This window comes from Rhizobium sp. R711 (assembly GCF_002211365.1).
Lineage (GTDB): Bacteria > Pseudomonadota > Alphaproteobacteria > Rhizobiales > Rhizobiaceae > Rhizobium.
Genome location: NZ_LOKZ01000023.1, coordinates 20,128 through 40,856, shown reverse-complemented (window position 1 = coordinate 40,856; position 20,729 = coordinate 20,128). Strand labels below are relative to the sequence as shown.

The following is a 20,729-nucleotide window of genomic DNA, read 5'->3' as shown; positions in this document are numbered from 1 at the left end:
TTGGTTGTGCTCATCGAATAGGAGCAGTTTCTGGCGTCCACAGACGGCCGTCATACGGGATCGGGGAAAAGGCGTGCCAGTTTGCCAGTTTCTGGAAATAACGCTGCCGGTAGGCGGCGCTGTCTTCGAACTCGATGTTCTCGTTCATGATCTCCACCCCGACCTCGTAGTAGACGTCGAGGTTTCTCAGATCGGGCACGGGTGTTTCGCCACGCTCGCACTCGCCTTGTATTTGCCAATACAATTGCTCGAGACGGCGAACGAGAGCCGGGATGTCGCGAAGAACGCTGGCGTCGCGCTGCCGCTCCAAGGACTGCCTTACCGCGGTAAGGGCCTCACGGTCCTTCGCAAAAGCGATAGCTTTTACAACGTAGTCGTCCGGCCCATCGCATATGAGTTCCGGCACACCGGCCGCAGCGACGATGCTGGCACAGAAGCGCGATGCGAAGCCATTGCCGGGGAAGGTTAGGACAGGCAATCCCATGGTAACGGCGTCGCTTGCCGTGGAATGCGCTCCGTAAGGAAAGGTGTCCAGGAAGAGATCGGCCACCCCAACGCGGGCGAGATGCTTCGGGTTGGGAGCCTTGGGCGCGAAAATCAACCGTTCCGACGACACCCCGTGTTGCTCGGCCGTCTGCCTGAGCCGCTGATCGACATTCTCGCCTCCGCTGAGCAACCAGAGGACGCTGTTCGGTGTTGCCGCAAGGATAGCCATCCAACGAGCAAAGCAGGCCGCGGTGATCTTCTGCATACCGTTAAAGCAGGCAAATATGAACCCATCCTCGGGAAGGCCTACGTCCGCACGGTCCGGCCGAGGTGCGATCTGCCTCTGGCGGTCGACGGGCTGGTTGCAAGGAATCCGCAGCACTTTTTCCGAATAATAGATCTCGTGGCCCGGCGGGATGATGTGCTCGTCGGCGATGATGTATTGGTGGAATGGGCTGCCCATGGTTCCGGGATAGCCACAGAAGGCGACGATCACTGGCGCCGGCCGATAGGCAAAGATCTTGGTACGCGCATGCTTCGTGTAGCCGTTGACATCGACAAGAATGTCGATCTCGTCTGCGACGATCTGCCTTGCGGCATCTTCGTCGCCGATCATCGAAATATCACGCCAGCAATCGACGGCATTCATTATGCGCGATTGTGTTGCATCCGACGTGCGCGCTTCACCGCAATAATAGGCGTAGATCTCGACGGTGCTCTTGTCGTGCGTCTCGAAGACCTCGCTGAGGGCAAAGCCGACCGCGTGGTCGCGCAGATCAGACGACACATATCCAATACGCAACCGTTGCGCGGTATTGGATTTTTGACGAGGGGCAATGCGCGCAAACCCTGTCAAGTCGGGCCGACCGACAAGCGACGTGCAATAGCGATACGCCTTGGCAAGCTGGAAAATGGGATCGTCGGCATAGCAGGCGAGGGTCAGGGGCGACAACGCGTCCAAGAGTTGTCGCGCGGAGACGTGTTCCGAAGGGACCAATGTCGGCCATTTGCACTGGCGTTGCCGCAAAGAGGTCCAATGCTGACCTGATTCGATCTTTTCGGGCCGCAACTCCATTGCCTGCCAAAGGGTCTTTTCCGCCTCTTCCATAAGCCCTGCGTTCTCGAGCACGCGACCAATATGCTGCAGAATCATCAGACGATGGCCAACGCGTTCGGGTGTGATCTCGGCCGTCATCTCTGCAAAGGCCTGCCATTGCTGGATTGCCTGTCCGGTCAGTCCGGCATCCTCAAGGGCGCGGCCAAGATTGATATGGCCCTGCCCGAATCGCGGCTCGATCTTCAATGCAGCGCGCAACGCATTGATCGAGCCGCTCAGATCGCCCAGCTGCCGCAGCGTAACGGAATAATTGAAGTAGACCAGATGCAGTAGGGGGTTGGAATCGTTGTACGCAATCCAAGACCTGTAAAGTTCCCCGGCTTGCTCCCTCTGTCCGGCGGAATTCAAGCTCTCGGCACACTGAAACAGCTCCGTCACCGAAAGTTGCTGTTGTCGTGCGCGTTCAAGTAGAGAAGGGAATGGCAAAAGAGGCTCTGAGGCAAGATTTGTGTTGATGTTCATAGAAATTCCGATGACAGGCGGCCGACACTGAGAACATGTTTTGAAGGGTCATAGTCGCGTTAGCTTGCTTTGGGCTTGTGCTTTCATTGCTCGCGCAGTTTTGCCTCTTCTATTCCGTCAGGGACCGGCATCATTCGCAGTGCCCGCCCCCGAATAGAACACAGGAAGTCGTCATCCCGCGAAGCGCAGATACCATCAAGTTGTTTTATCTGGCTTTTTGGCTCTCGAAGCAGGGGGAATCGTGCATCTGAGGTCCTATGGAAGACTTTCGACGCCTGCGTCTCGCCGATATGTTGCCAAATCGGGTCAGCGGCTTAGCTCCGTGTCGGAAGCAAGCCTTTGCTTGAACCTTCTCGATCCAACAGAATTTGCCCTGTCCAAGTCTGAGACAAATTTGTCCTTGGATTCGGCCCGTTAACTCAAAATTTAACCTTGGCCGCTACCTCTTCTCTCAGAAGTCCACAGTTTGCAACTGGGTGAGACTTCGGCAAAATGAATGGACCAATCCTTTCAGGAGGGGACCTCATTCGTGGGCGTAGGAAGCAGGATGCTTTTGTCCTGTCTGCATGAAGCCTTCCTGCGCTAGGGCTCCTGCGAGCCATGTCCTCAATCCGACATTTCCGTTCATCGGGACGCTTTAGCGATCGAAGTTTTCGCGTCGAGATGAACGGGCGCCGCATATGGCACGCGCATTACGTAGCTGAGCCTCGGACGAGGGGGTCGCCGCGTTTGTCTCGTGGTCGGCAGCACCGGTGATGTCCACAAACGATCAACCTCGAAGGCTCGCGTCCATGACTTCCATCATCAGCTCCCTTAGCGCCAATCAGATCAAGTCCCTTTCGACCATCACGATCGCCTCGCTGACCACCAGCGACATCGCGGTGATGACGACCACTCAGGTCAAGGCTCTCTCCTCGGCCCAAATCGCGGCGCTCAGCACCGACGATATCGCGGCCTTCTCCACCGGGCAGATGAGCGCCATTGCGGCCACCTCGGTCGCTGGCTTGACGCTCAGCCAGCTTGCAGCTCTCGACACCACGAAGATCGAAAGCCTGGCGTCGACTCAGGTTGCGGCACTGAATTCAACACAAGTTGCCGCGTTGACGTCATCCCAAGTCGAAGCGTTGACCTCTTCGCAGGTCGGTGCCATGACCTCGGCGCAGATCTCGGCCCTGTCCACTGATGACGTTGTGACCTTCTCGACTGCCGATATCGCTGCGATCTCCGTTGCTGCCCTGGCAGGCCTTTCCACCGACAACCTCGCAGCCCTGTCGACCGATCAGGTTGCGGCACTGAAGACCACGCAGGTTGCCGCACTGAAGACCGCCCAGATCGCAGCGCTGACCACCACCCAGGTCGGCGTCCTGAGTTCGTCGCAGATCAATGCCCTGTCTGGCAGCCAGGTGGCAGTGCTGAGCACGGACGATCTTGCCGCACTCTCCACCGATCAGGTCGCCGCGCTGAGTTCCAAAGCCATCGGCTCGTTGACGACCACCCAGATCGGTGCGCTGAGCACGGCTCAGGCCGAGGCCCTGACCTCTGCCCTTGTCGGCGCACTGAGCTCCGTCCAGATCGCGGCGCTGTCTTCCGCAGACATCGCGACCTTCTCGACGGCCGACATTGCGGCGATCACCGCGACTGCCCTGGCAGGGCTCTCGACCGACAACCTCGCAGCCCTGTCGACGGATCAGGCTGCAGCCCTGAAGACCACCCAGATTGCCGCGCTGAAGACGGCCCAGGTTGCGGCGCTGACGACCGCCCAGGTCGGCGTCCTGAGTTCGTCGCAGATCAATGCTCTGTCCGGCACGCAGGTGGCGGCCCTGAGCACGGATGATCTTGCCGCGCTCTCCACCGACCAGGTCGCCGCGCTGAACACCAAGGCCATCGGTTCGCTGACGACCACTCAGATCGGCGCTCTGAGCACGGCCCAGGCCGAGGCTCTGACCACCGGACAGGTCGCTGCCCTCGGATCGGCACAGATCGCGGCGTTGTCTTCCGCAGACATCGCCACCTTCTCGACGGCCGACATTGCGGCGATCTCGGCTGCTGCCCTGGCAGGCCTTTCCACCGGCAATCTCGCAGCCCTGTCGACGGATCAGGCCGCAGCGCTGAAGACCACCCAGATTGCCGCACTGAAGACGGCCCAGGTTGCGGCGCTGACGACAGCGCAGGTCGGCGTCCTGACCTCGTCGCAGATCAGTGCTCTGTCCGGCACGCAGCTCGCGGCCCTGAGTACCGACGACCTTGCCGCACTCTCCACCGATCAGGTCGCCGCGCTGAGTTCCAAGGCCATCGGCTCGCTGACGACCGCCCAGATCGGTGCTCTGAGCACGGCCCAGGCCGAAGCCTTGTCGACCGCCCAGGTCGCTGCGCTCGGCTCGGCACAGATCGCAGCCCTGTCTTCGGCAGACATCGCCACCTTCTCGACCGCCGATATTGCGGCGATCTCCGCTGCTGCCCTGGCAGGTCTTTCCACCGGCAATCTTGCAGCGCTGTCGACCGATCAGGCTGCGGCACTGAAGACCACGCAGATTGCCGCACTGAAGACGGCCCAGGTTGCGGCGCTGACGACCGCCCAGGTCGGTGTCCTGAGCTCATCGCAGATCAATGCCCTGTCCGGCACCCAGGTGGCGGCTCTGAGCACGGACGATCTTGCCGCCCTCTCCACCGATCAGGTTGCAGCACTGAACACCAAGTCTGTCGGTTCGCTGACGACCACTCAGATCGGCTCTTTGAGCACCGCCCAGGCCGAGGCCCTGACCACCGGTCAGGTGGCTGTCCTCGGATCGGCACAGATCGCGGCGCTGTCTTCCGCAGATATCGCCACCTTCTCGTCGGCCGATATTGCGGCAATCACCGCCACTGCGCTTGCGGGGCTCTCCACCGACAACCTCGCAGCCCTGTCGACCGATCAGGCTGCGGCACTGAAGACCACGCAGATTGCTGCACTGAAGACGGCCCAGGTTGCGGCGCTGACGACCGCCCAGGTCGGCGTCCTGAGTTTGTCGCAGATCAATGCTCTGTCCGGCACGCAGGTGGCGGCCCTGAGCACGGATGATCTTGCAGCCCTGTCGACCGATCAGGTCGCCGCGCTAAACACCAAGGCCATCGGTTCGCTGACGACCACTCAGATCGGTGCGCTGAGCACGGCCCAGGCCGAGGCCCTGACCTCTGCCCTTGTCGGAGCACTGAGCTCCGTCCAGATCGCAGCGCTGTCTTCCGCAGACATCGCCACCTTCTCGACGGCCGACATTGCGGCGATCTCGGCTGGTGCCCTGGCGGGTCTTTCCACCGACAACCTCGCAGCCCTGTCGACGGATCAGGCCGCAGCGCTGAAGACCACCCAGATTGCCGCACTGAAGACGGCGCAGGTTGCGGCGCTGACGACCGCCCAGGCCAGCGTCCTGACCTCGTCGCAGATCAGTGCCTTGTCCGGCACCCAGCTCGCGGCCCTGAGCACCGACGATCTCGCAGCCTTGTCGACCGACCAGGTCACCGCGCTGAACACCAGATCCCTGGCCTCGCTGACGACCACTCAGATCGGCGCCCTGAGCACCGCTCAGGTCGAGGCTCTCACCTCGACACAGGTCGCCGCCTTGACCCAGGCGCAAGTCGCCGCCCTGTCTACCGCTGACATTGCCACCTTCTCGACCGCCGATATTGCGGCGATCTCGGTGGCTGCCCTGCCGGGCCTTTCCACCGACAATCTTGCAGCGCTGTCGACCGATCAGGCTGCGGCACTGAAGACCACGCAGATTGCCGCACTGAAGACGGCCCAGGTTGCGGCTCTGACGACCGCCCAGGCCGGCGTCCTGACCTCGTCGCAGATCAATGCTCTGTCCGGCACGCAGCTCGCGGCCCTGAGCACCGACGACCTTGCCGCACTCTCCACCGATCAGGTCGCCGCGCTGAACACCAAGTCTGTCGGTTCGCTGACAACCACTCAGATCGGTGCTTTGAGCACGGCCCAGGCCGAGGCCCTGACCACCGGTCAGGTGGCGGCGCTTGGATCGGCACAGATCGCGGCGCTGTCGTCCGCAGACATCGCCACCTTCTCGACGGGCGATGTTGCTGCAATCACCGCCACTGCGCTTGCGGGGCTCTCGACCGACAACCTCGCAGCCCTGTCGACGGATCAGGCTGCAGCGCTGAAGACCACCCAGATTGCCGCGCTGAAGACGGCCCAGGTTGCGGCGCTGACGACCGCCCAGGTCGGCGTCCTGAGTTCGTCGCAGATCAATGCTCTGTCCGGCACGCAGGTGGCGGCCCTGAGCACGGATGATCTTGCAGCCCTGTCGACCGATCAGGTCGCCGCGCTAAACACCAAGGCCATCGGTTCGCTGACAACCACTCAGATCGGTGCTCTGAGCACGGCCCAGGCCGAGGCCCTGACCACCGGTCAGGTCGCTGCCCTCGGATCGGCACAGATCGCGGCGCTGTCTTCCGCAGACATCGCTACCTTCTCGACGGGCGATGTTGCTGCAATCACAGCCACTGCGCTTGCGGGGCTCTCGACTGACAACCTCGCAGCCCTGTCGACCGATCAGGCTGCGGCGCTGAAGACCACCCAGGTTGCCGCACTGAAGACCACCCAGATCGCGGCGCTCACCACCGCTCAGATCGGTGCCTTGAGTTCGTCGCAGATCAATGCCCTGTCCGGCGCCCAGGTGTCGGTACTGAGCACGGACGATCTCGCAGCCCTGTCGACCGATCAGATCGCCGCGCTGAACACCAAGTCAGTCGGTTCGCTGACGACCACTCAGATCGGTGCTCTGAGCACGGCTCAGGCCGAGGCCCTGACCACCGGACAGGTCGCTGCGCTCGGCTCGGCACAGATCGCCGCCTTGTCCACCGATGATATTGCGACCTTCTCGACCGCCGATATTGCGGCGATCAAGTCGAGCGCGATGGCCGGTCTTTCCACAGACGACATCGCGCATCTGTCCAGCGACCAGCTACTGGCCGTCACCACGACGCAGGTGTCAGCACTTAACACCTCTCAGGTGGAAGCGATTATCGCGGCATACCACGCGATCTAAGATATGGCGGAGCGGGGCGATCATGGTCATGATCGCCCCGCTCATCTCATTTGGCATCTGTCTGCGGCTCTATTGCCTGCGCCGCACCTGGGAGCATGCGAAAGCAGCTGCAGCAAGCTCCCGTTCTTTGGCCGTCAGTTCAAAGCCATGGATCGAAGGACAAGCTGCGCTACGACACACAAGACCGGTCTTGCCTTGGCTGCCCCTCGCTAACCATGCAGCTGTTTAACAGCTCCCACCAGCACGGAGTATTCGACGACCACGCTTCGAGTACCTACCAAAGCGTCAGTGCAATCGCTTCTACGTGAATACCCATCTTGACCATGCTACTCAAAGACCACAGCCGAGGAATTATGGGCTCTCGCAATTGCGTCCTGTAGATCGTCGATCGGTGTAGAATTTACCATTTTGTTGCCTTCAAGTTCCTTCGGCATCTTCCAGCCAGGATCGATCCCTTCCATGTTTGGTAGCTCGTGGGCGATGCCCTTGTGGCAATCTATGCATGTCGCCCGACCGGACAGAAGATATTGAGTGTGTATTTGCGCTGCACGTTGCGTTTGCTTCTGCAAGTCCATCGCCACCGAGGAATGGCAGTTGCGGCATTCAAGGCTGTCATTGGCCTTCATGCGGGCCCACTCGTGCTGGGCGAGTTCCAGACGCTTCTCCAGGAACTTCGGCCGCGTGTTGATCGTGCCGAATATCTTGCCCCAGACTTCCTTTGACGCCTGCATCTTCCGCGCGATCTTGTCCGTCCATTGGTGCGGTACGTGGCAGTCGGGACAGGTCGCGCGCACCCCAGAGCGGTTGGAAAAATGGATGGTGCGCGAAAGCTCCTGATAGACGTTGTCATGCATCTCATGACAGGAGACGCAGAACGTCTCCGTGTTGGTAAGTTCGAGCGCAGTGTTGAACGCGCCCCAGAACATGACGCCGCCGATGAACCCGCCGAGCGTCAGCACGCCAAGACCGATTGTCGCGGCCGGCGTGGTCATGATCCGCCACGCCTGGAGCAAGACTTTCCAGATCCTCGTGATCATGGCGTCACTCGCTTCCGGTGGGCTTTACGCCCATCTCGCTCATGTCCCTGAAGACATTGTTTACCAGCGGCCGCACATCGGCTTGCGGCACGTGACAGGCGGTGCAGAAGTAGCGCCGTGGCGAAACGTCGGCGAGCATCTGGCCGTCACGCGTCATGTAGTGCGTCACGCTGATCATCGGCGCCCCCGATTCCTGGGTGAACTCGCGCTTGTGGCAGGACATGCATCGGTTGGCGTTCACCGACAGTTCGTAGCCCTCGATCGAATGAGGGATGATCGGCGGCTGGTCGGGATAGGCGCGCATTCGGCGCTGGTCGTCAACAATCCATTTCGGCAAGGGTGCAGCCGGACCCAACGCCATCGAGGGCGTCCGTCCGACCAGCTGGGGTGCCGTCGTGGATATCACCTGAGCAATCGCGGCTGTTGCGAGAAACAACAGCAAACCTGCCGCGACCGTCATCCATTCAGGCCGCCTCAGACGGCCACGGGAACAATCTTGACCGCGCATTTCTTGAAATCCGTCTGTTTGGAGATAGGATCGGTGGCGTCGAGAGTAACCTTGTTGATGAGCTGGCTGGCATCGAACCAGGGGACGAAGATAACCCCGGACGGCATGCGGTTGCGACCGCGGGTTTCGACACGCGAGCGGATCTCGCCGCGGCGTGAGATGATGCGGACTTCCGCACCCTGGTTGATGCCGCGCTTGCGTGCGTCATCGGCGTTCATGAAGACGCGCGCGCCAGGGAAGGCCTTGAAGAGCTCGGGTACCCGCATCGTCATCGACCCGGAATGCCAGTGCTCGAGGACGCGGCCGGTGACAAGCCAGAAGTCGAATTCCTCGTCCGGCGATTCGGCCGGTGGCTCGTAGGGCACGGCGATGATGACCGCCTTGCCGTCCGGCTGACCGTAGAAATTCACGCCCTCGCCTTGCTGCACAAAAGGATCGAATCCCTCGCGATAACGCCAGAGCGTCTCCTTGCCGTTGACCACCGGCCAGCGCAGTCCGCGCACTTCGTGGTACATGTTGAAGGGCGCAAGATCGTGGCCGTGACCGCGCCCGAAGGTGGCATATTCCTCGAACAGGCCTTTCTGGATGTAGAAGCCGAAGGCCTTGGCTTCGCTGTTGTCGTAGCCGGGATCGGTGTCGCTAAGCGGAAAGCGATCCACCTCGCCGTTGCGGAAGACCACGTCATAGAGCGTCTTGCCGCGATAATCCGGATTTGCGTCAAGAATGTCTGCAGGCCAGACCTCGTCGGTCGTGAAGCGCTTTGAAAATTCCGCGATTTGCCAAAGGTCCGAGCGCGCCTCTCCGGGAGCCTGGACGAGCTGGCGCCAGAGTTGGGTGCGGCGCTCCGCATTGCCGAACCCCCCCTCCTTTTCCACCCACATGGCCGCCGGCAGGATCAGGTCGGCGCTCATCGCAGTAATCGTTGGATAGGCATCGGAGACGACGATAAAGTTGTCCGCGTTTCTATAGCCCTTCCAGGTCTCGTTGCTTGTGTTGGGGGCGGCCTGAACGTTGTTGGTGGTCTGCACCCAGTAGAAATTGAGTTTGCCGTCATTGAGCATGCGATCCTGCTGCACGGCGTGGTAGCCCGGCTTGTCGGGGATGATGCCGTGCGGGATGCGCCAGATCTCTTCTGCCCGCTTGCGATGCTCGGGATTGGTTACCACCATGTCCGCTGGAAGACGATGTGCAAACGTTCCGACTTCGCGTGCGGTACCGCAGGCGGACGGCTGGCCAGTCAGGGAGAACGGGCTGTTGCCGGGCTCGGATATCTTGCCTGTCAAAAGGTGAATATTGTAGATCATCTGATTGGCCCAGACGCCACGTACATGCTGGTTGAAGCCCATGGTCCAGAGCGACATCACCTTGCGGCTGGGATCGGCGTAAAGTTCCGCCAACTGCTCGAGAAAACCTGAATCGACCCCCGTCAGTTTTGCCGTTTTATCCAACGTATATTCGGAAACGAATGTCTTGAAGGCGTCAAAGTCGATCGGTTCCACCTTCGTCGGATCGGCAGCGCCGCTAGCGGCCACTTCCAACGGGTTATCTGGCCTCAGGCCATAGCCGATGTCGGTGACGCCGCGCACGAACCGTGTATGCCGCTCGACGAAGTCCTGGTTGACGCGACCAGTCTGGATGATGTGATTGGCGATGTAGTTGAGGATAGCAAGATCGGTTCCCGGCTTGAAGATGATCGGGATGTCGGCGAGATCCATGCTGCGATGGGTGAAGGTCGAAAGCACTGCGACGCGGACATGCGGCTGCCCGAGCCGGCGGTCGGCGACGCGTGTCCACAAGATCGGGTGCATTTCCGCCATGTTCGATCCCCAAAGCACAAAGGCATCGGCATTTTCGAAATCGTCATAGACGCCCATCGGTTCGTCCATGCCGAAAGTGCGCATGAAGGCATAGGCGGCCGACGCCATACAGTGCCGTGCGTTGGGGTCGAGGTTGTTGGAACGGAACCCCGCCCGCATGAGCTTTGTGGCTGCGTAACCCTCGAAGATTGTCCACTGTCCCGAGCCAAACATGCCGACGGCCGTCGGCCCCTTTTCCTTCAGCACTTTTTTGCACTGTGCGGCCATTACGTCGAAGGCTTCGTCCCAGCTCACGGGTTCGAACTCGCCGTCCTTGGCATAGACACCGTTGCGTTTGCGCAAAAGCGGCGTTTTCAGCCGGTCCTCGCCGTACATGATCTTCGACAGGAAGTAGCCCTTGATGCAGTTCAGGCCGCGGTTGACCTCCGCCTGCATGTCACCATGGGTCGCGACCACCTGGCCATTCTTGACGCCGACCATGACGCCGCAGCCAGTCCCACAGAAACGGCATGGAGCCTTCGACCATTTGATCTGTAGAGCGCTGACGCCGCCAGGCACGGGCTGGGCTGAAGCAGGAAGCCCAATGCCCGCTGCAGCAGCAGCCATGGCCGCAGCCTGAGCTTTCAGAATGTCACGCCTTGTCAATTCTCCCGTCATTGAACTGCGTCTCCTCCTCGACATGCTCGAACACCATGTTTGCCGCGATCACTCCGTCCAGCAGAGAAATTTGCGACAGACACGCACCCAGTTGGCCAGTACTCGTTCCTTCGATGACAACGATAATCTTGCCGCCGGAATGGCCGTGGATTTCCACATTCTCCATCTTGCCGAGCGCGGCAAGCACACGCTCGGTGCTGGGTGGCACGGTGGCAACAACAGCACTTGATACGTGATAATGTGACCGCCCGTCAGACATTCGTCGCCTCCGCGGTGAGCGCCTGAAACGAAATCGCGTCCGCCGGACAGATGCTGAGGCATGCACCGCATCCAGTGCACTTTGTATTGTCGAGCTCCGGCACGAAGGGACCGCCGATACGGGGACGGAAACGAATGGCTTGTTCTGGGCATGCTTCGCCGCAGGACTGGCATGTGATGCATCGCTGCGCGAGGCAATCATTGCTTATTGTCGCGACCTGGGGAAGTCGGAATACGCGCTTGGCCGAAAAGACTGGTTCTGGACATGCTTGAGCGCATTCCCCACAGAACGTGCATTCGCCTTGCGAGAAGTCCAGGAATGGCAGACCGCCTGCCATGCTTATTATCCCCGTCGGGCATCGCTGCGCGCATCTGCCGCAACCCGTACATGCGTCTGCGATTGTGGCGCCGGACGCACCGGGCGGGCAAGGGCCGACATATGCAGGTACCCGGCGACCAGAAAGGAATTGGCGTCTCAAGATCGGGCTCATGGCGCCGCCTCAGTGCGCTGCTGGTGGCCCGGGGGGGCCGAATACGACTTGGAACATCCAAACGATGAAGCCGTAGCCGCCTACGACGCCGACTGCGACCAAGGGCCAGATTCCGAACGCCAGTATAAGAAAAGTCAGCAATTCCAGTCGTCGCCGCGAACGCGGGCCGTCACTGTTTGGGGCTCTTTGCAAAAGCTCAGACATAGCTACTCCCCTCGCAACCGACGATATCATGGCAATGTCATCATGGGTAGCCCTGCTTGTAATTCGTCATTCCATGAGAACCCGTGAGGTGGCGCCGAGCTTCTCGTAAGGCAGCGCCCTTCGTGGTCGCTAGCCCTGCGCAATCGCATGGTCGTTGCGCTGAAATCCGAGGTAAAATTGCAGCGGGTATCTTCATAAGGTTGTGCGCACCCTCGAATGTTGTCTGATAGACGCACTTTTGGGTTGATAAACGTGCTGGCGCTCTATCTTTGCTATGTCACTCATCGAAAAGGGAGGAAGCTGCGTGATTGTCGAGAAGCAACTTATTTCCAAGATAACTTGGCGGCTCATGCCGTTTCTTGGCGTGTTATATCTGATTGCCTACATCGACCGCCAGAACGTGAGCTTCGCCAAGCTCGATATGGTCGGGGCTCTTGGAATGAGCGAATACGCCTACGGGCTGGGCGCATCTCTGTTCTTTGTCGGATATTTCCTATTCGAGGTCCCGAGCAATCTCCTTCTCGACAAATTTGGTGCCAGCAGGTGGTTTGCCCGCATTCTCGTTTCGTGGGGCGCGGTCACAATGGCTCTTGCATACACGCAGAATGCGACGATGTTTTACATTCTTCGCTTCCTGCTTGGAGCGTGCGAGGCAGGGTTCTTTCCTGGTGTCCTCTATCTGCTGACACTGTGGTATCCTTCAGCCTATCGCGGGACCATGGTTGGTCTGTTCATGATCTTCAGCGCCATCGCCAATGCGCTCGGCGCACCATTGGGTGGTGTGTTGCTGGATCTGGACGGGCTTTATGGAATTGCGGGATGGCAATGGGTCTTCATTGCAACGGGAATACCGGCCGTTATTGCGGGCGTTGTGACCCTGTTTTACCTGGCAGACAGACCCGACGATGCGCCGTTCCTCAGCCATGCGGAAAAGACTTGGCTGAAAGACCGTCTCGCCAAGGAAAATGCCGGCATGGAAGAGTCGTCAGGCGACGGATTCAAAGCGCTGATCAACCCGCGTGTCCTGTTGATGTCGCTATGCTACATCGGTTTTCCCCTCGCAGCCTACGGTTTGAGCTATTGGCTCCCAACGATCGTCAAGGGCTTTGGCGTCAGCAACACCACCAATGGTCTGTTAAATATCATCCCCTGGGTCCTGGTCGCCATTGCTCTTTATGCCGTGCCTGCCGCTGCCGACCGAGCAGCGTCGAAGACACCCTATATCGTCATTCCCGCGCTCGTGGGTGCCATTTGCCTTGTATTGTCGGCAATCGTCCCTAATCACACGGTGCAATTCCTGTTTCTATGTATGGCGGCGGCTGGGATTTTCGCGGGGCAGCCGGTGTTCTGGAGCCTGCCATCAAGGTTTCTGCGGGGCGCGGGGGCAGCGGCCGGACTTGCCGCCATCAACTCGGTGGGGAATCTCGGAGGCTTCATAGCACAAAACGTTGTCCCTTGGATCAAGGATACAACCGGCAGCACAATTGCGCCGATGTTCTTCCTCGCCTTTTGTCTCACGTTGGCTGCGGTTCTCGTCCTGATCGTTGGGCAGATCTTGGGCCCGCCGGCAACTTCTCACGATTCCAAAGTCATCGTGTAGAAAAGCTCAAAGAGGTTTGTCTGCGTCGTCTCCGGCATTTGATGGATAGATCGATTGTGAATCTTCGCGGCATTGTTGTCCAGATTCCGATCCCTTTGCAATTGCTCGACAGGCGCCGCCGACAGAGCCGGGCCAAGAGTCCTTCCATCTCTTGCCGTTGCTCAGCAAGTTTCGCGGGGCTCTGCTGCTTCAGCTTTTGGACGTTGAGCATCTTCCAGCGAACAGCAGGCAGGTTGGCCGCTTGCCTCGAAGTCCGGTTCACCGTCGTGCAGCGACAGCAAGAAGCGCATCGCCTTGCCGGCGAGCCGTATAGCAGGTCACTCGTCAGCTTCGTTTCTTGCCGTCTTCAGGTCTTCCAGGCCCACCGGCTCGTTCGTCGTGCTTGAACTCTTGACGAACGCGTCGTCAATTTCGGCGAGGCAGGGCCTGACCAGCTCATGCGGCGGGCGCCCGGAGCTTGCCACGTGGATGGGGAGGACAGCGCGTCTGTCAGCCCCTCGTTCTCGTAGAGCAGCTTCACGTCGAACAGATTGCGCGGATCCTGTCGGTCGACCCGGAGTGCAGCTTGCCGCCGAACAGATACCCGAACGAGACGACGTGTAGCGACTTTGATGCTGGCTGCAGGGCCAAGGTTCAGCGCCAATCTTCAGACGCAATCCGAGTGTTCTGGCCTATGCAAGCAACGGTTCAGTTCTCTCTCGGTCCGGCAGCTGACGTGCGAGGCGAGCTTCAATCGCATTCATCTGTTCGATTTCCCGGCGCTGGCTTTGCGAGATATCGGAACATAGCCTGACCAATTCCGGATCACCTAGCGATGCCTCGCGGCACATGAGGATCGCACCGGAATGATGGGGGACCATAGAGGCGATGAATTGGCGATTGCCAATAAAGGCCTGACTGCGCGTGCCAGCGAAAGCGGCGGCGAACAGGATCACCAGGATGAGACAAATTCCGGTGTTCAGCCTCTTGTTGCTGTACATGTGCCCCATGGTTGTCAGCATGATGATGCCCATCGGAGCCACCATCGTCAGCGCCATGTAGAGCATATTGAAGTTGTTGCGGAAATCGTTCCATCCGTCGATCATCGAGAACATCACGAAATACATGACGATCAGGCTGAGAACCATATTGATGGCGAACATGGCATAGGGATGCCTTTTCATCCCGTCATATCCCGCAGGTTCGTGATCGCGCATTGTGGACCTCCTTCGGGTCGCGGGCACCGGGCCGTGGTGTGGCAAGCTTTTGGGTGGGCAGCGCCCAGTTTTAGGGGGTATTTTATCCTAACATCGCTTGGCCAGTTTGGTTCCTGTTACCCTGAATTGCAGGCCAGGACAGGGGCACCACCGATAGCCTGCCAACTCTGATGCCACTCACCCGTTGATGTGACCTGCTGCTGCAGGCCGACGCAGCACATAGCGCGAAACCTGAATTAAGCCCCACGGTTTGGATCTGTTATGGGAAAGAAATTCCGAATAGCGGCTGACGCGGCTCTTGACCTTGGGCAAGGGCGGGGGCGGGAAGGCAAACTGCATTCTTCATTTCGATGACGTGGTGCTCTATTCCGAGGCCCTGATCGGCATCCTGGTCCCGGATATGCCGCACGATACCTTCGCCGTGCAGCTCAGGAAGATGGCAGAAATCTTCGGTGACCGGGCCCATGTTTCGCTCTGTCTTGCCAGCAGCCGACCAGAGGCGGCTGCATTGGTTGTGTCAAACCTCGCGGCACAGCACCGGGTGAGACGGTGGTCACCAATGACGTGCTGGTTCACGAGCCCGGCAGGCGGCAGCTGCAGGATGTCGTCACCTGCATTCGCAACCACCATCGACGATGTCGGCTTCGAGCACGAGTGGCACGCCGATCGCTTTCTCAAACCATCGGAAGAAATGTCGCGTCTGTTTCCCCGCTACCCGGAAGCGCTGGCACGCACTATGGAAATCGTCGAGCGCTGCAGGTTCAGTCTGGAAGAGCTTGTCTATTAGTATCCGGAGGAAGCGCTGGTCGCGGGCATGACGGCGCAACAGTCGCTTGAGCATTATAATTGGGGAAGGCGTGAAGACGCGCTATCCGGAAGGGCTGCCGGCGCATGTCGAGAAGACGATCCGGCATGAATTTGATCTGATCGAGACGATGAAATACGCCCCCTATTTTTTTACCGTATTCTCCATTGTCCGCTATGACCGATCGCAGGGGCATTCTCTGCCAGGGCAGGGATTGGAGGCGAATTCCGCCGTCTGCTACGTGCTCGGCATCACCTCGATCGACCGCGAAACCAAGGACTTGCTCTTCGAGCGCTTCGTCTCTCAGGGGCGAGCCGCCCGACATGGATGTCGATTTCGAACATGAAAGCATGAGGTAATCCAGTGGATCTAGAAGACCTACGGGCATGACAAGGCCGCCCTATGTTCCATGGTGACCCACTATCGCGCCAAAGGCGCCATTCGCGATGTCGGCAAGGAGCTCGAACTGCCCGAGGACCTGATCAAGTCGCTTTCCTCCGGCATCTGGTCATGGTCGGAATCCGTAGGCGAAGAGCAGTGCGCGATCTCGGTCTCAATCCGAAGGACCGCCGTCGGCCTTGCGCAGCAACTGATGGGAGTGAGGAACGTCTGAGAGAAGCGGACAATAATAGTATTTGTGCTTGCACTGTTTGTCGGATAGCCGCAAAGCCATGTTGTAGAGCGCCGCAGTGGCCTCGAAACGATTTTGGCCAGCTTTAATCGGAAATCGAAAGTCTCATCATGACCCGCCAACTCTCCCTCTCCCGCGACCGGATTTCTGTACTTCTGCTCGAAGGCATCAGTCAGAGCGCAGTGGATTACTTTGGGGCGTGTGGATACACCAATCTCGTTCACCTGCCGACGGCGCTCGACGACAAGGATCTCAAAAGCCATATTGCCGATGCCCATGTCATCGGCATTCGCTCCCGAACGCAGCTGACGGACGAGATTTTCGAATCCGCCAAGAAGCTGATTGCCGTCGGCTGTTTCTCCGTCGGCACAAACCAGGTCGATTTGGAGGCGGCGCGCCGCCGCGGCATACCTGTCTTCAACGCACCTTATTCGAACACGCGCTCGGTGGCCGAACTTGTGATCGGCGAGATCATCATGCTGACCCGGCAAATCTTCCCGCGTTCGGCGTCCGCGCATCAGGGCGGCTGGGAGAAATCCGCTGTCGGCAGCCGCGAAGTCCGCGGAAAAACACTCGGCATCGTCGGCTATGGCAATATCGGCTCGCAGCTGAGTGCTCTTGCGGAGAGCATGGGGATGGTGGTTCGGTATTTCGATCTTTCCGATCGGCTGCGCCGAGGCAATTCAGAATCGATGGCTACACTCGGTGAGCTTCTCGAGATTTCGGATTACGTGACAATGCATGTTCCCGAAACGGCATCGACCCAAAATATGATTGCCGAAGCGGAACTCCGCCGTATGAAGAAGGGCGCCATCTTCATCAACAATTCCCGTGGAACTGTGGTCGATCTCGATGCGCTTGCGAAAGTGCTGAAAGAAGGCCACTTGGCAGGTGCTGCCGTCGACGTGTTTCCGAAGGAACCAGCATCGAATAGGGACCGTTTCGAAACGCCGCTGCAGGGCTTGAGCAACGTAATCCTAACACCGCATATCGGCGGTTCCACCGAGGAGGCCCAGGAACGCATCGGTGGGGAAGTTTCAAGAAAGCTGGTCGAGTATTCCGACATCGGATCTACGATGGGTGCCGTCAACTTCCCACAAGTTCAACTGCCCGAGCGCCCAAACGGCACGCGCTTTATTCATGTTCACGAAAACCGTCCCGGCATGCTCATCCAGCTGAACGAGATCTTTTCTTCGCGCGGATTCAACATCGTTGCCGAATTCCTGCAGACCCATGGTGATACAGGTTATGTGGTCATCGAAGTCGAGAACATGTCCGGTACAGCCGACGAGATCCTGCAGGCGCTACGTGGCATACCGGGAACGATCAGGGCGCGGTTGCTCTATTGATGCATTGAGCAGTGCTGCGTTGTCTGGGTGACTGATATCGAAGGTGGGCGAGGGGAGGCTTTTCGTAGGAAAAGACCATAGATGTTCGATGTGAGGTGCTAAGGTCTGGATCGACCCCGCATCGAACGTGAAACGCCTCACTCATTATAGCAGCCGGGCCTCGCGCCCAGTTCGCCGCGTGGCATTGTTGTAGTAGCTCGACGCCTGCTGAACGGATCGATGCCTCGACTGCTCCATCACCCCGGGGAGAGGGATGCCGCGGTTGGCAACTTCCGTGAGATAGCCCGATCGCAGACCGTGCGCCAAAACTCCCCCGGCTCGAGACCCGCCATTCTTACGCGCTGCTTGACGATGTCATTGACCGTTTTCGGATCGAGCGCCCGGCGGGAGACGTTGCCCCAGCGATCAATCGCCCGAAACACACTGCCGCTATCGATCTTGGCGGCCGCTAGCCAGGCGTTCAGCGCCTCGACCGGCGAACCAGTTAGATAGACGATCTCATTCTGGTCGGCGCCTGACGTCTTGGTGCGGCCGAGATGGATCAAGAGCGAGGGGAGGGAGCTTCCCTCCTCGCCGGTCGCCGGCGGCTTGCTGGTCAGCTGCTCTTTCCGGAGACCGGCCACTTCGCTGCGCCTGCGACCGCCGGGCAAAGGCGATCATCAGGATGGCGCGACGCGCAGATCGTGCAGGCTGTCGCCGCCACAGGTCGCCAACAGCTTCGCCGGATGTCACCGGTCACCGCCTTGGCGCTCTTACAGCGGCGTTGGCGTTGACGGGATGCCGTAGCGTTTCCACATCCTGATCGGTCAGCATTTCGGCAAGTTCGTCGCGGCGCTCGATCGGCAGCACCGCAGCGATCGTGTCGAGTTCCTCGGCGCGTTTCTCGATCGAACTCGAATACGACTTGCTCATTTCGGCAGCCCATTCAGGTCATGGACGTATTCGTGATTTGAGGTCTGCCAGTGATCGTCGGGTGAGTTTCGGCAGCCAGTGTCAAAACGAACGGCATCGGTCCTGCCTTGACCCCTCCCAGGCATTGTCTCGATGACAGCGACGGGGCGTCCGTTAGAACAGATGACAACCTCATCGTCGCTCAGGGCAAGGTCGATCAATTCATCCAGTCGCTCCGCTGCCTCGGCAATGTCGACCCCAATCGTCATCGCCATTGCGCTCTACCAGATACGCTCATGCAAAATCGTGTCGAATGCGAGATCGGTGGAGACGAAGTGGCAATGTTCCAGGCGCGCCTGCGCCGCAAGGATCCGATCCCAGGGATCGCGGTGCTCCCAATCGAAGCTTGCCGCCAGTTCGGCGTGCAGATCACTGATGGCGAGCGTCTGCAGGCCGCTGGCAGCCACTGCCGCCCGCAATTCCTGCGGCTTTAGGTCGAGCTTCTTCAGCCGCATCTTGTTGTCGAGTTCGTAGAAGGAGACGGCGCTGACGAGAACGGTGTTCATCTTGTCCTCGATCAGGGCTCGGGCCTTTAAGGAAAGCCGGTCGCTGCCGATCGTCCACCAGTAGACCGCGTGACTGTCGAGCAGAACTTTCACGCCTTTGTCTCGGAATGCCCGCCCTGCCAGACACCGACGTCGTCATTCCAGTCGCCGGCGTCGATCGCGGCCTGGTCCGTATCGCTGTCGTCGAACAGATCATCCGGCAAGCCCCGCTGGCGCAGCAGGCCGAACGGGCGCTTGCCGCCGTCGGCCGGGCCGATGCGGGCATAGATCTCGTTACCGCGCATGATGACGATTTCCTCGCCCTGGTTGGCGCGCGCGAGCACCTCGGCGAAATTTTTTCGCGCTTCGCTGATCTTGTAGCTGGTCTGGGGCATCGAGCCCTCCGATACGCCTTCCTGGCGGCTTTATAGCACCGTATCAGCGAACGTACAACTATGATGTACACCTCACTTCCGATGAGCCGTGCTTATCGACAGTTAAAGGTTGCCGCGCGACGGAGCGCAATCCGCTGGTCTATGAAGCGGATTGGGACGATGTCCGCGACATCGAAGTCGACGGTCGCGCCGGTGATCGGCTGGCCGAGGGCGGATCGAAACTGTGGAGGAGGGTTCTCGTCATCGGGCCAGCGCTCGCTGCAAATCATCGTGCTCGAACGCACTGGCCATACGATTGGACTGGACGTGCGCTGGTGCCAGACGTTCATCACCGATGACAACGCTCTTGCCGCGAGCTTCGCCACGGATCAGCGTTTTGCCTTCATGAGCTTCATCGACTCGGCGAAAGTCGGCTGGTATCTGAAAGGCAAGCTGCCTCCCGGCATGCGATGCGCGCTGGAACACGGCGGAGCAGCTCCTGTCATCGCCGATCGCAGTGCAAAGGTCGACGCGATCGTCGGCCGTGAGTTCATGCTCAACCGCGACTTGCGGACATTCAGAGCCTAACCAGTACGTCTGATCTGGGCGAGCAGTTTTTGACGAAAGACTTCGGCGGGTGTTCGATAGCCAAGGTGGCAAGCCTCCAGGTGGGTAATCCCACGCGAAGGAGACGGAGGTCGGGCCGCTGATCCTGCCGCGCGAGACGGATCGCGTTGCAAGCTGGATCAAGGAAGCGACCGATGCGGGAGCAAGGCAATTCGGGGGAGGGCGACTGTCTGAGACCACGCTTCTGCCTTCCGTCCTGCTCGATCCGCCGGTGGACGCCAAGGTATCACGGCTCGAGGTCTTCGGACCGCTGACCTGTGTCTATGGCTATTGCGACGTTGACGAGGCGATCCGTATAGCCAACTCGCTGCCGTATGCATTTCAGGCGAGTGTCTTTTCCTCCGACATAGCCGTCGCTCTCAAGGCTGCAAGGCATCTCGATGCATCCGCGGTGCTCGTCAACGACCACACAGCCTTTCGCACCGACTGGATGCCTTTCGCCGGACGCAGGCAGTCGGGATATGGTGTCGGGGGCATTCCATGGACGATGGAAGAGATGGCCGACGACAAGATGGTGGTATTCAACGGCGTTAGTTGATCCTGCCCCCTGTCTTTGCCAAGTTTCCGTAGGTCATTGATATCGCGTGGTTAGAAGCGGGACCGCCAGTTCTGATCCGTTCAAGGCGGCAGGTCGA

The 20,729-nt window shown here is 59.5% G+C and carries 15 protein-coding genes and 4 pseudogenes; 7 read left to right on the top strand and 12 right to left on the bottom strand.

The annotated features are described in order from the left end of the window. Positions 1-10 precede the first annotated feature (10 nt). A complete protein-coding gene (locus ATY80_RS18390) occupies positions 11-2,065 on the bottom strand; it encodes a hypothetical protein (RefSeq protein WP_088693786.1) in 2,055 nt (684 codons plus the stop codon). Positions 2,066-2,856: 791 nt separating this feature from the next. On the opposite strand from ATY80_RS18390, the gene ATY80_RS18385 reads away from it, so the two are divergent. Beyond that, complete coding sequence (locus tag ATY80_RS18385) at positions 2,857-7,104, top strand: hypothetical protein (RefSeq protein WP_245306872.1); 4,248 nt, start codon at positions 2,857-2,859, stop codon at positions 7,102-7,104. A gap of 326 nt (positions 7,105-7,430) precedes the next feature. On the opposite strand, the gene ATY80_RS18380 is transcribed toward ATY80_RS18385, so the two are convergent. Genes ATY80_RS18380 through napE form a run of 6 tightly spaced genes read right to left on the bottom strand, consistent with a single transcriptional unit; the run spans position 7,431 to position 12,076 of the window. Beyond that, positions 7,431-8,138 (bottom strand): NapC/NirT family cytochrome c, encoded by a 708-nt coding sequence (locus ATY80_RS18380; RefSeq protein WP_088694069.1) that lies wholly within the window; start codon positions 8,136-8,138, stop codon positions 7,431-7,433. Positions 8,139-8,145: 7 nt separating this feature from the next. Continuing rightward, positions 8,146-8,649, bottom strand: a complete 504-nt coding sequence (locus ATY80_RS18375) for a nitrate reductase cytochrome c-type subunit (protein ID WP_088693785.1) — start codon at positions 8,647-8,649, stop codon at positions 8,146-8,148. Continuing rightward, positions 8,616-11,123 (bottom strand): periplasmic nitrate reductase subunit alpha, encoded by a 2,508-nt coding sequence (gene napA, locus ATY80_RS18370; protein WP_088693784.1) that lies wholly within the window; start codon positions 11,121-11,123, stop codon positions 8,616-8,618. The genes ATY80_RS18375 and napA overlap by 34 nt, the downstream gene beginning before the upstream one ends. After that, positions 11,098-11,382, bottom strand: coding sequence for a chaperone NapD (locus ATY80_RS18365; RefSeq protein ID WP_088693783.1), 285 nt, complete (start codon positions 11,380-11,382; stop codon positions 11,098-11,100). Before ATY80_RS18365 ends, napA begins: the two co-directional genes overlap by 26 nt. Beyond that, positions 11,375-11,872 carry a ferredoxin-type protein NapF gene (locus tag ATY80_RS18360; RefSeq protein WP_088693782.1) on the bottom strand — a complete coding sequence of 166 codons (498 nt, stop codon included), beginning with the start codon at positions 11,870-11,872 and terminating at the stop codon, positions 11,375-11,377. The genes ATY80_RS18365 and ATY80_RS18360 overlap by 8 nt, the downstream gene beginning before the upstream one ends. A 9-nt stretch (positions 11,873-11,881) precedes the next feature. Beyond that, positions 11,882-12,076 carry a periplasmic nitrate reductase, NapE protein gene (gene napE, locus ATY80_RS18355; RefSeq protein ID WP_088693781.1) on the bottom strand — a complete coding sequence of 65 codons (195 nt, stop codon included), beginning with the start codon at positions 12,074-12,076 and terminating at the stop codon, positions 11,882-11,884. A gap of 304 nt (positions 12,077-12,380) precedes the next feature. Here napE and ATY80_RS18350 point away from each other — a divergent pair, with 304 nt between their 5' ends. Then, a complete protein-coding gene (locus tag ATY80_RS18350; protein WP_088693780.1) occupies positions 12,381-13,676 on the top strand; it encodes an MFS transporter in 1,296 nt (431 codons plus the stop codon). 671 nt (positions 13,677-14,347) lie between these two features. Here the strand turns inward: ATY80_RS18350 and ATY80_RS18345 are convergent. Continuing rightward, positions 14,348-14,872, bottom strand: coding sequence for a DUF305 domain-containing protein (locus ATY80_RS18345; RefSeq protein WP_245306871.1), 525 nt, complete (start codon positions 14,870-14,872; stop codon positions 14,348-14,350). Positions 14,873-15,170: 298 nt separating this feature from the next. On the opposite strand from ATY80_RS18345, the gene ATY80_RS29685 reads away from it, so the two are divergent. From ATY80_RS29685 to serA, 3 genes and pseudogenes are all read left to right on the top strand, one after another. After that, positions 15,171-15,659 carry a hypothetical protein gene (locus ATY80_RS29685; RefSeq protein WP_245306870.1) on the top strand — a complete coding sequence of 163 codons (489 nt, stop codon included), beginning with the start codon at positions 15,171-15,173 and terminating at the stop codon, positions 15,657-15,659. A gap of 70 nt (positions 15,660-15,729) precedes the next feature. Next, positions 15,730-16,290, top strand: a pseudogene (locus ATY80_RS29680) (hypothetical protein). Positions 16,291-16,418: 128 nt separating this feature from the next. After that, the gene (gene serA, locus ATY80_RS18335) at positions 16,419-17,657 is read left to right on the top strand and encodes a phosphoglycerate dehydrogenase (protein WP_088693779.1); all 1,239 of its coding nucleotides are present in this window, start codon (positions 16,419-16,421) and stop codon (positions 17,655-17,657) included. A gap of 144 nt (positions 17,658-17,801) precedes the next feature. On the opposite strand, the pseudogene ATY80_RS18330 reads toward serA, so the two are convergent. From ATY80_RS18330 to ATY80_RS18315, 4 genes and pseudogenes are all read right to left on the bottom strand, one after another. Further along, positions 17,802-18,569: pseudogene (locus tag ATY80_RS18330) on the bottom strand (site-specific integrase). Further along, positions 18,566-18,823 (bottom strand): prevent-host-death family protein, encoded by a 258-nt coding sequence (locus ATY80_RS18325; protein WP_189637203.1) that lies wholly within the window; start codon positions 18,821-18,823, stop codon positions 18,566-18,568. Before ATY80_RS18325 ends, ATY80_RS18330 begins: the two are co-directional and overlap by 4 nt. A gap of 6 nt (positions 18,824-18,829) precedes the next feature. Then, entirely contained in the window at positions 18,830-19,207 is a 378-nt protein-coding gene (locus ATY80_RS18320) for a PIN domain-containing protein (RefSeq protein WP_088693778.1), read from the bottom strand. Beyond that, positions 19,204-19,488, bottom strand: coding sequence for a type II toxin-antitoxin system prevent-host-death family antitoxin (locus ATY80_RS18315; RefSeq protein WP_088693777.1), 285 nt, complete (start codon positions 19,486-19,488; stop codon positions 19,204-19,206). Before ATY80_RS18315 ends, ATY80_RS18320 begins: the two co-directional genes overlap by 4 nt. Before the next feature lie 297 nt (positions 19,489-19,785). On the opposite strand from ATY80_RS18315, the pseudogene ATY80_RS18310 reads away from it, so the two are divergent. Together ATY80_RS18310 and ATY80_RS18305 are read left to right on the top strand one after the other, a co-directional pair. Beyond that, positions 19,786-20,010: pseudogene (locus ATY80_RS18310) on the top strand (aldehyde dehydrogenase); the annotation flags it as partial. Between the two features lie 104 nt (positions 20,011-20,114). Beyond that, positions 20,115-20,632, top strand: a pseudogene (locus ATY80_RS18305) (aldehyde dehydrogenase family protein); the annotation flags it as partial. Positions 20,633-20,729 lie beyond the last annotated feature (97 nt).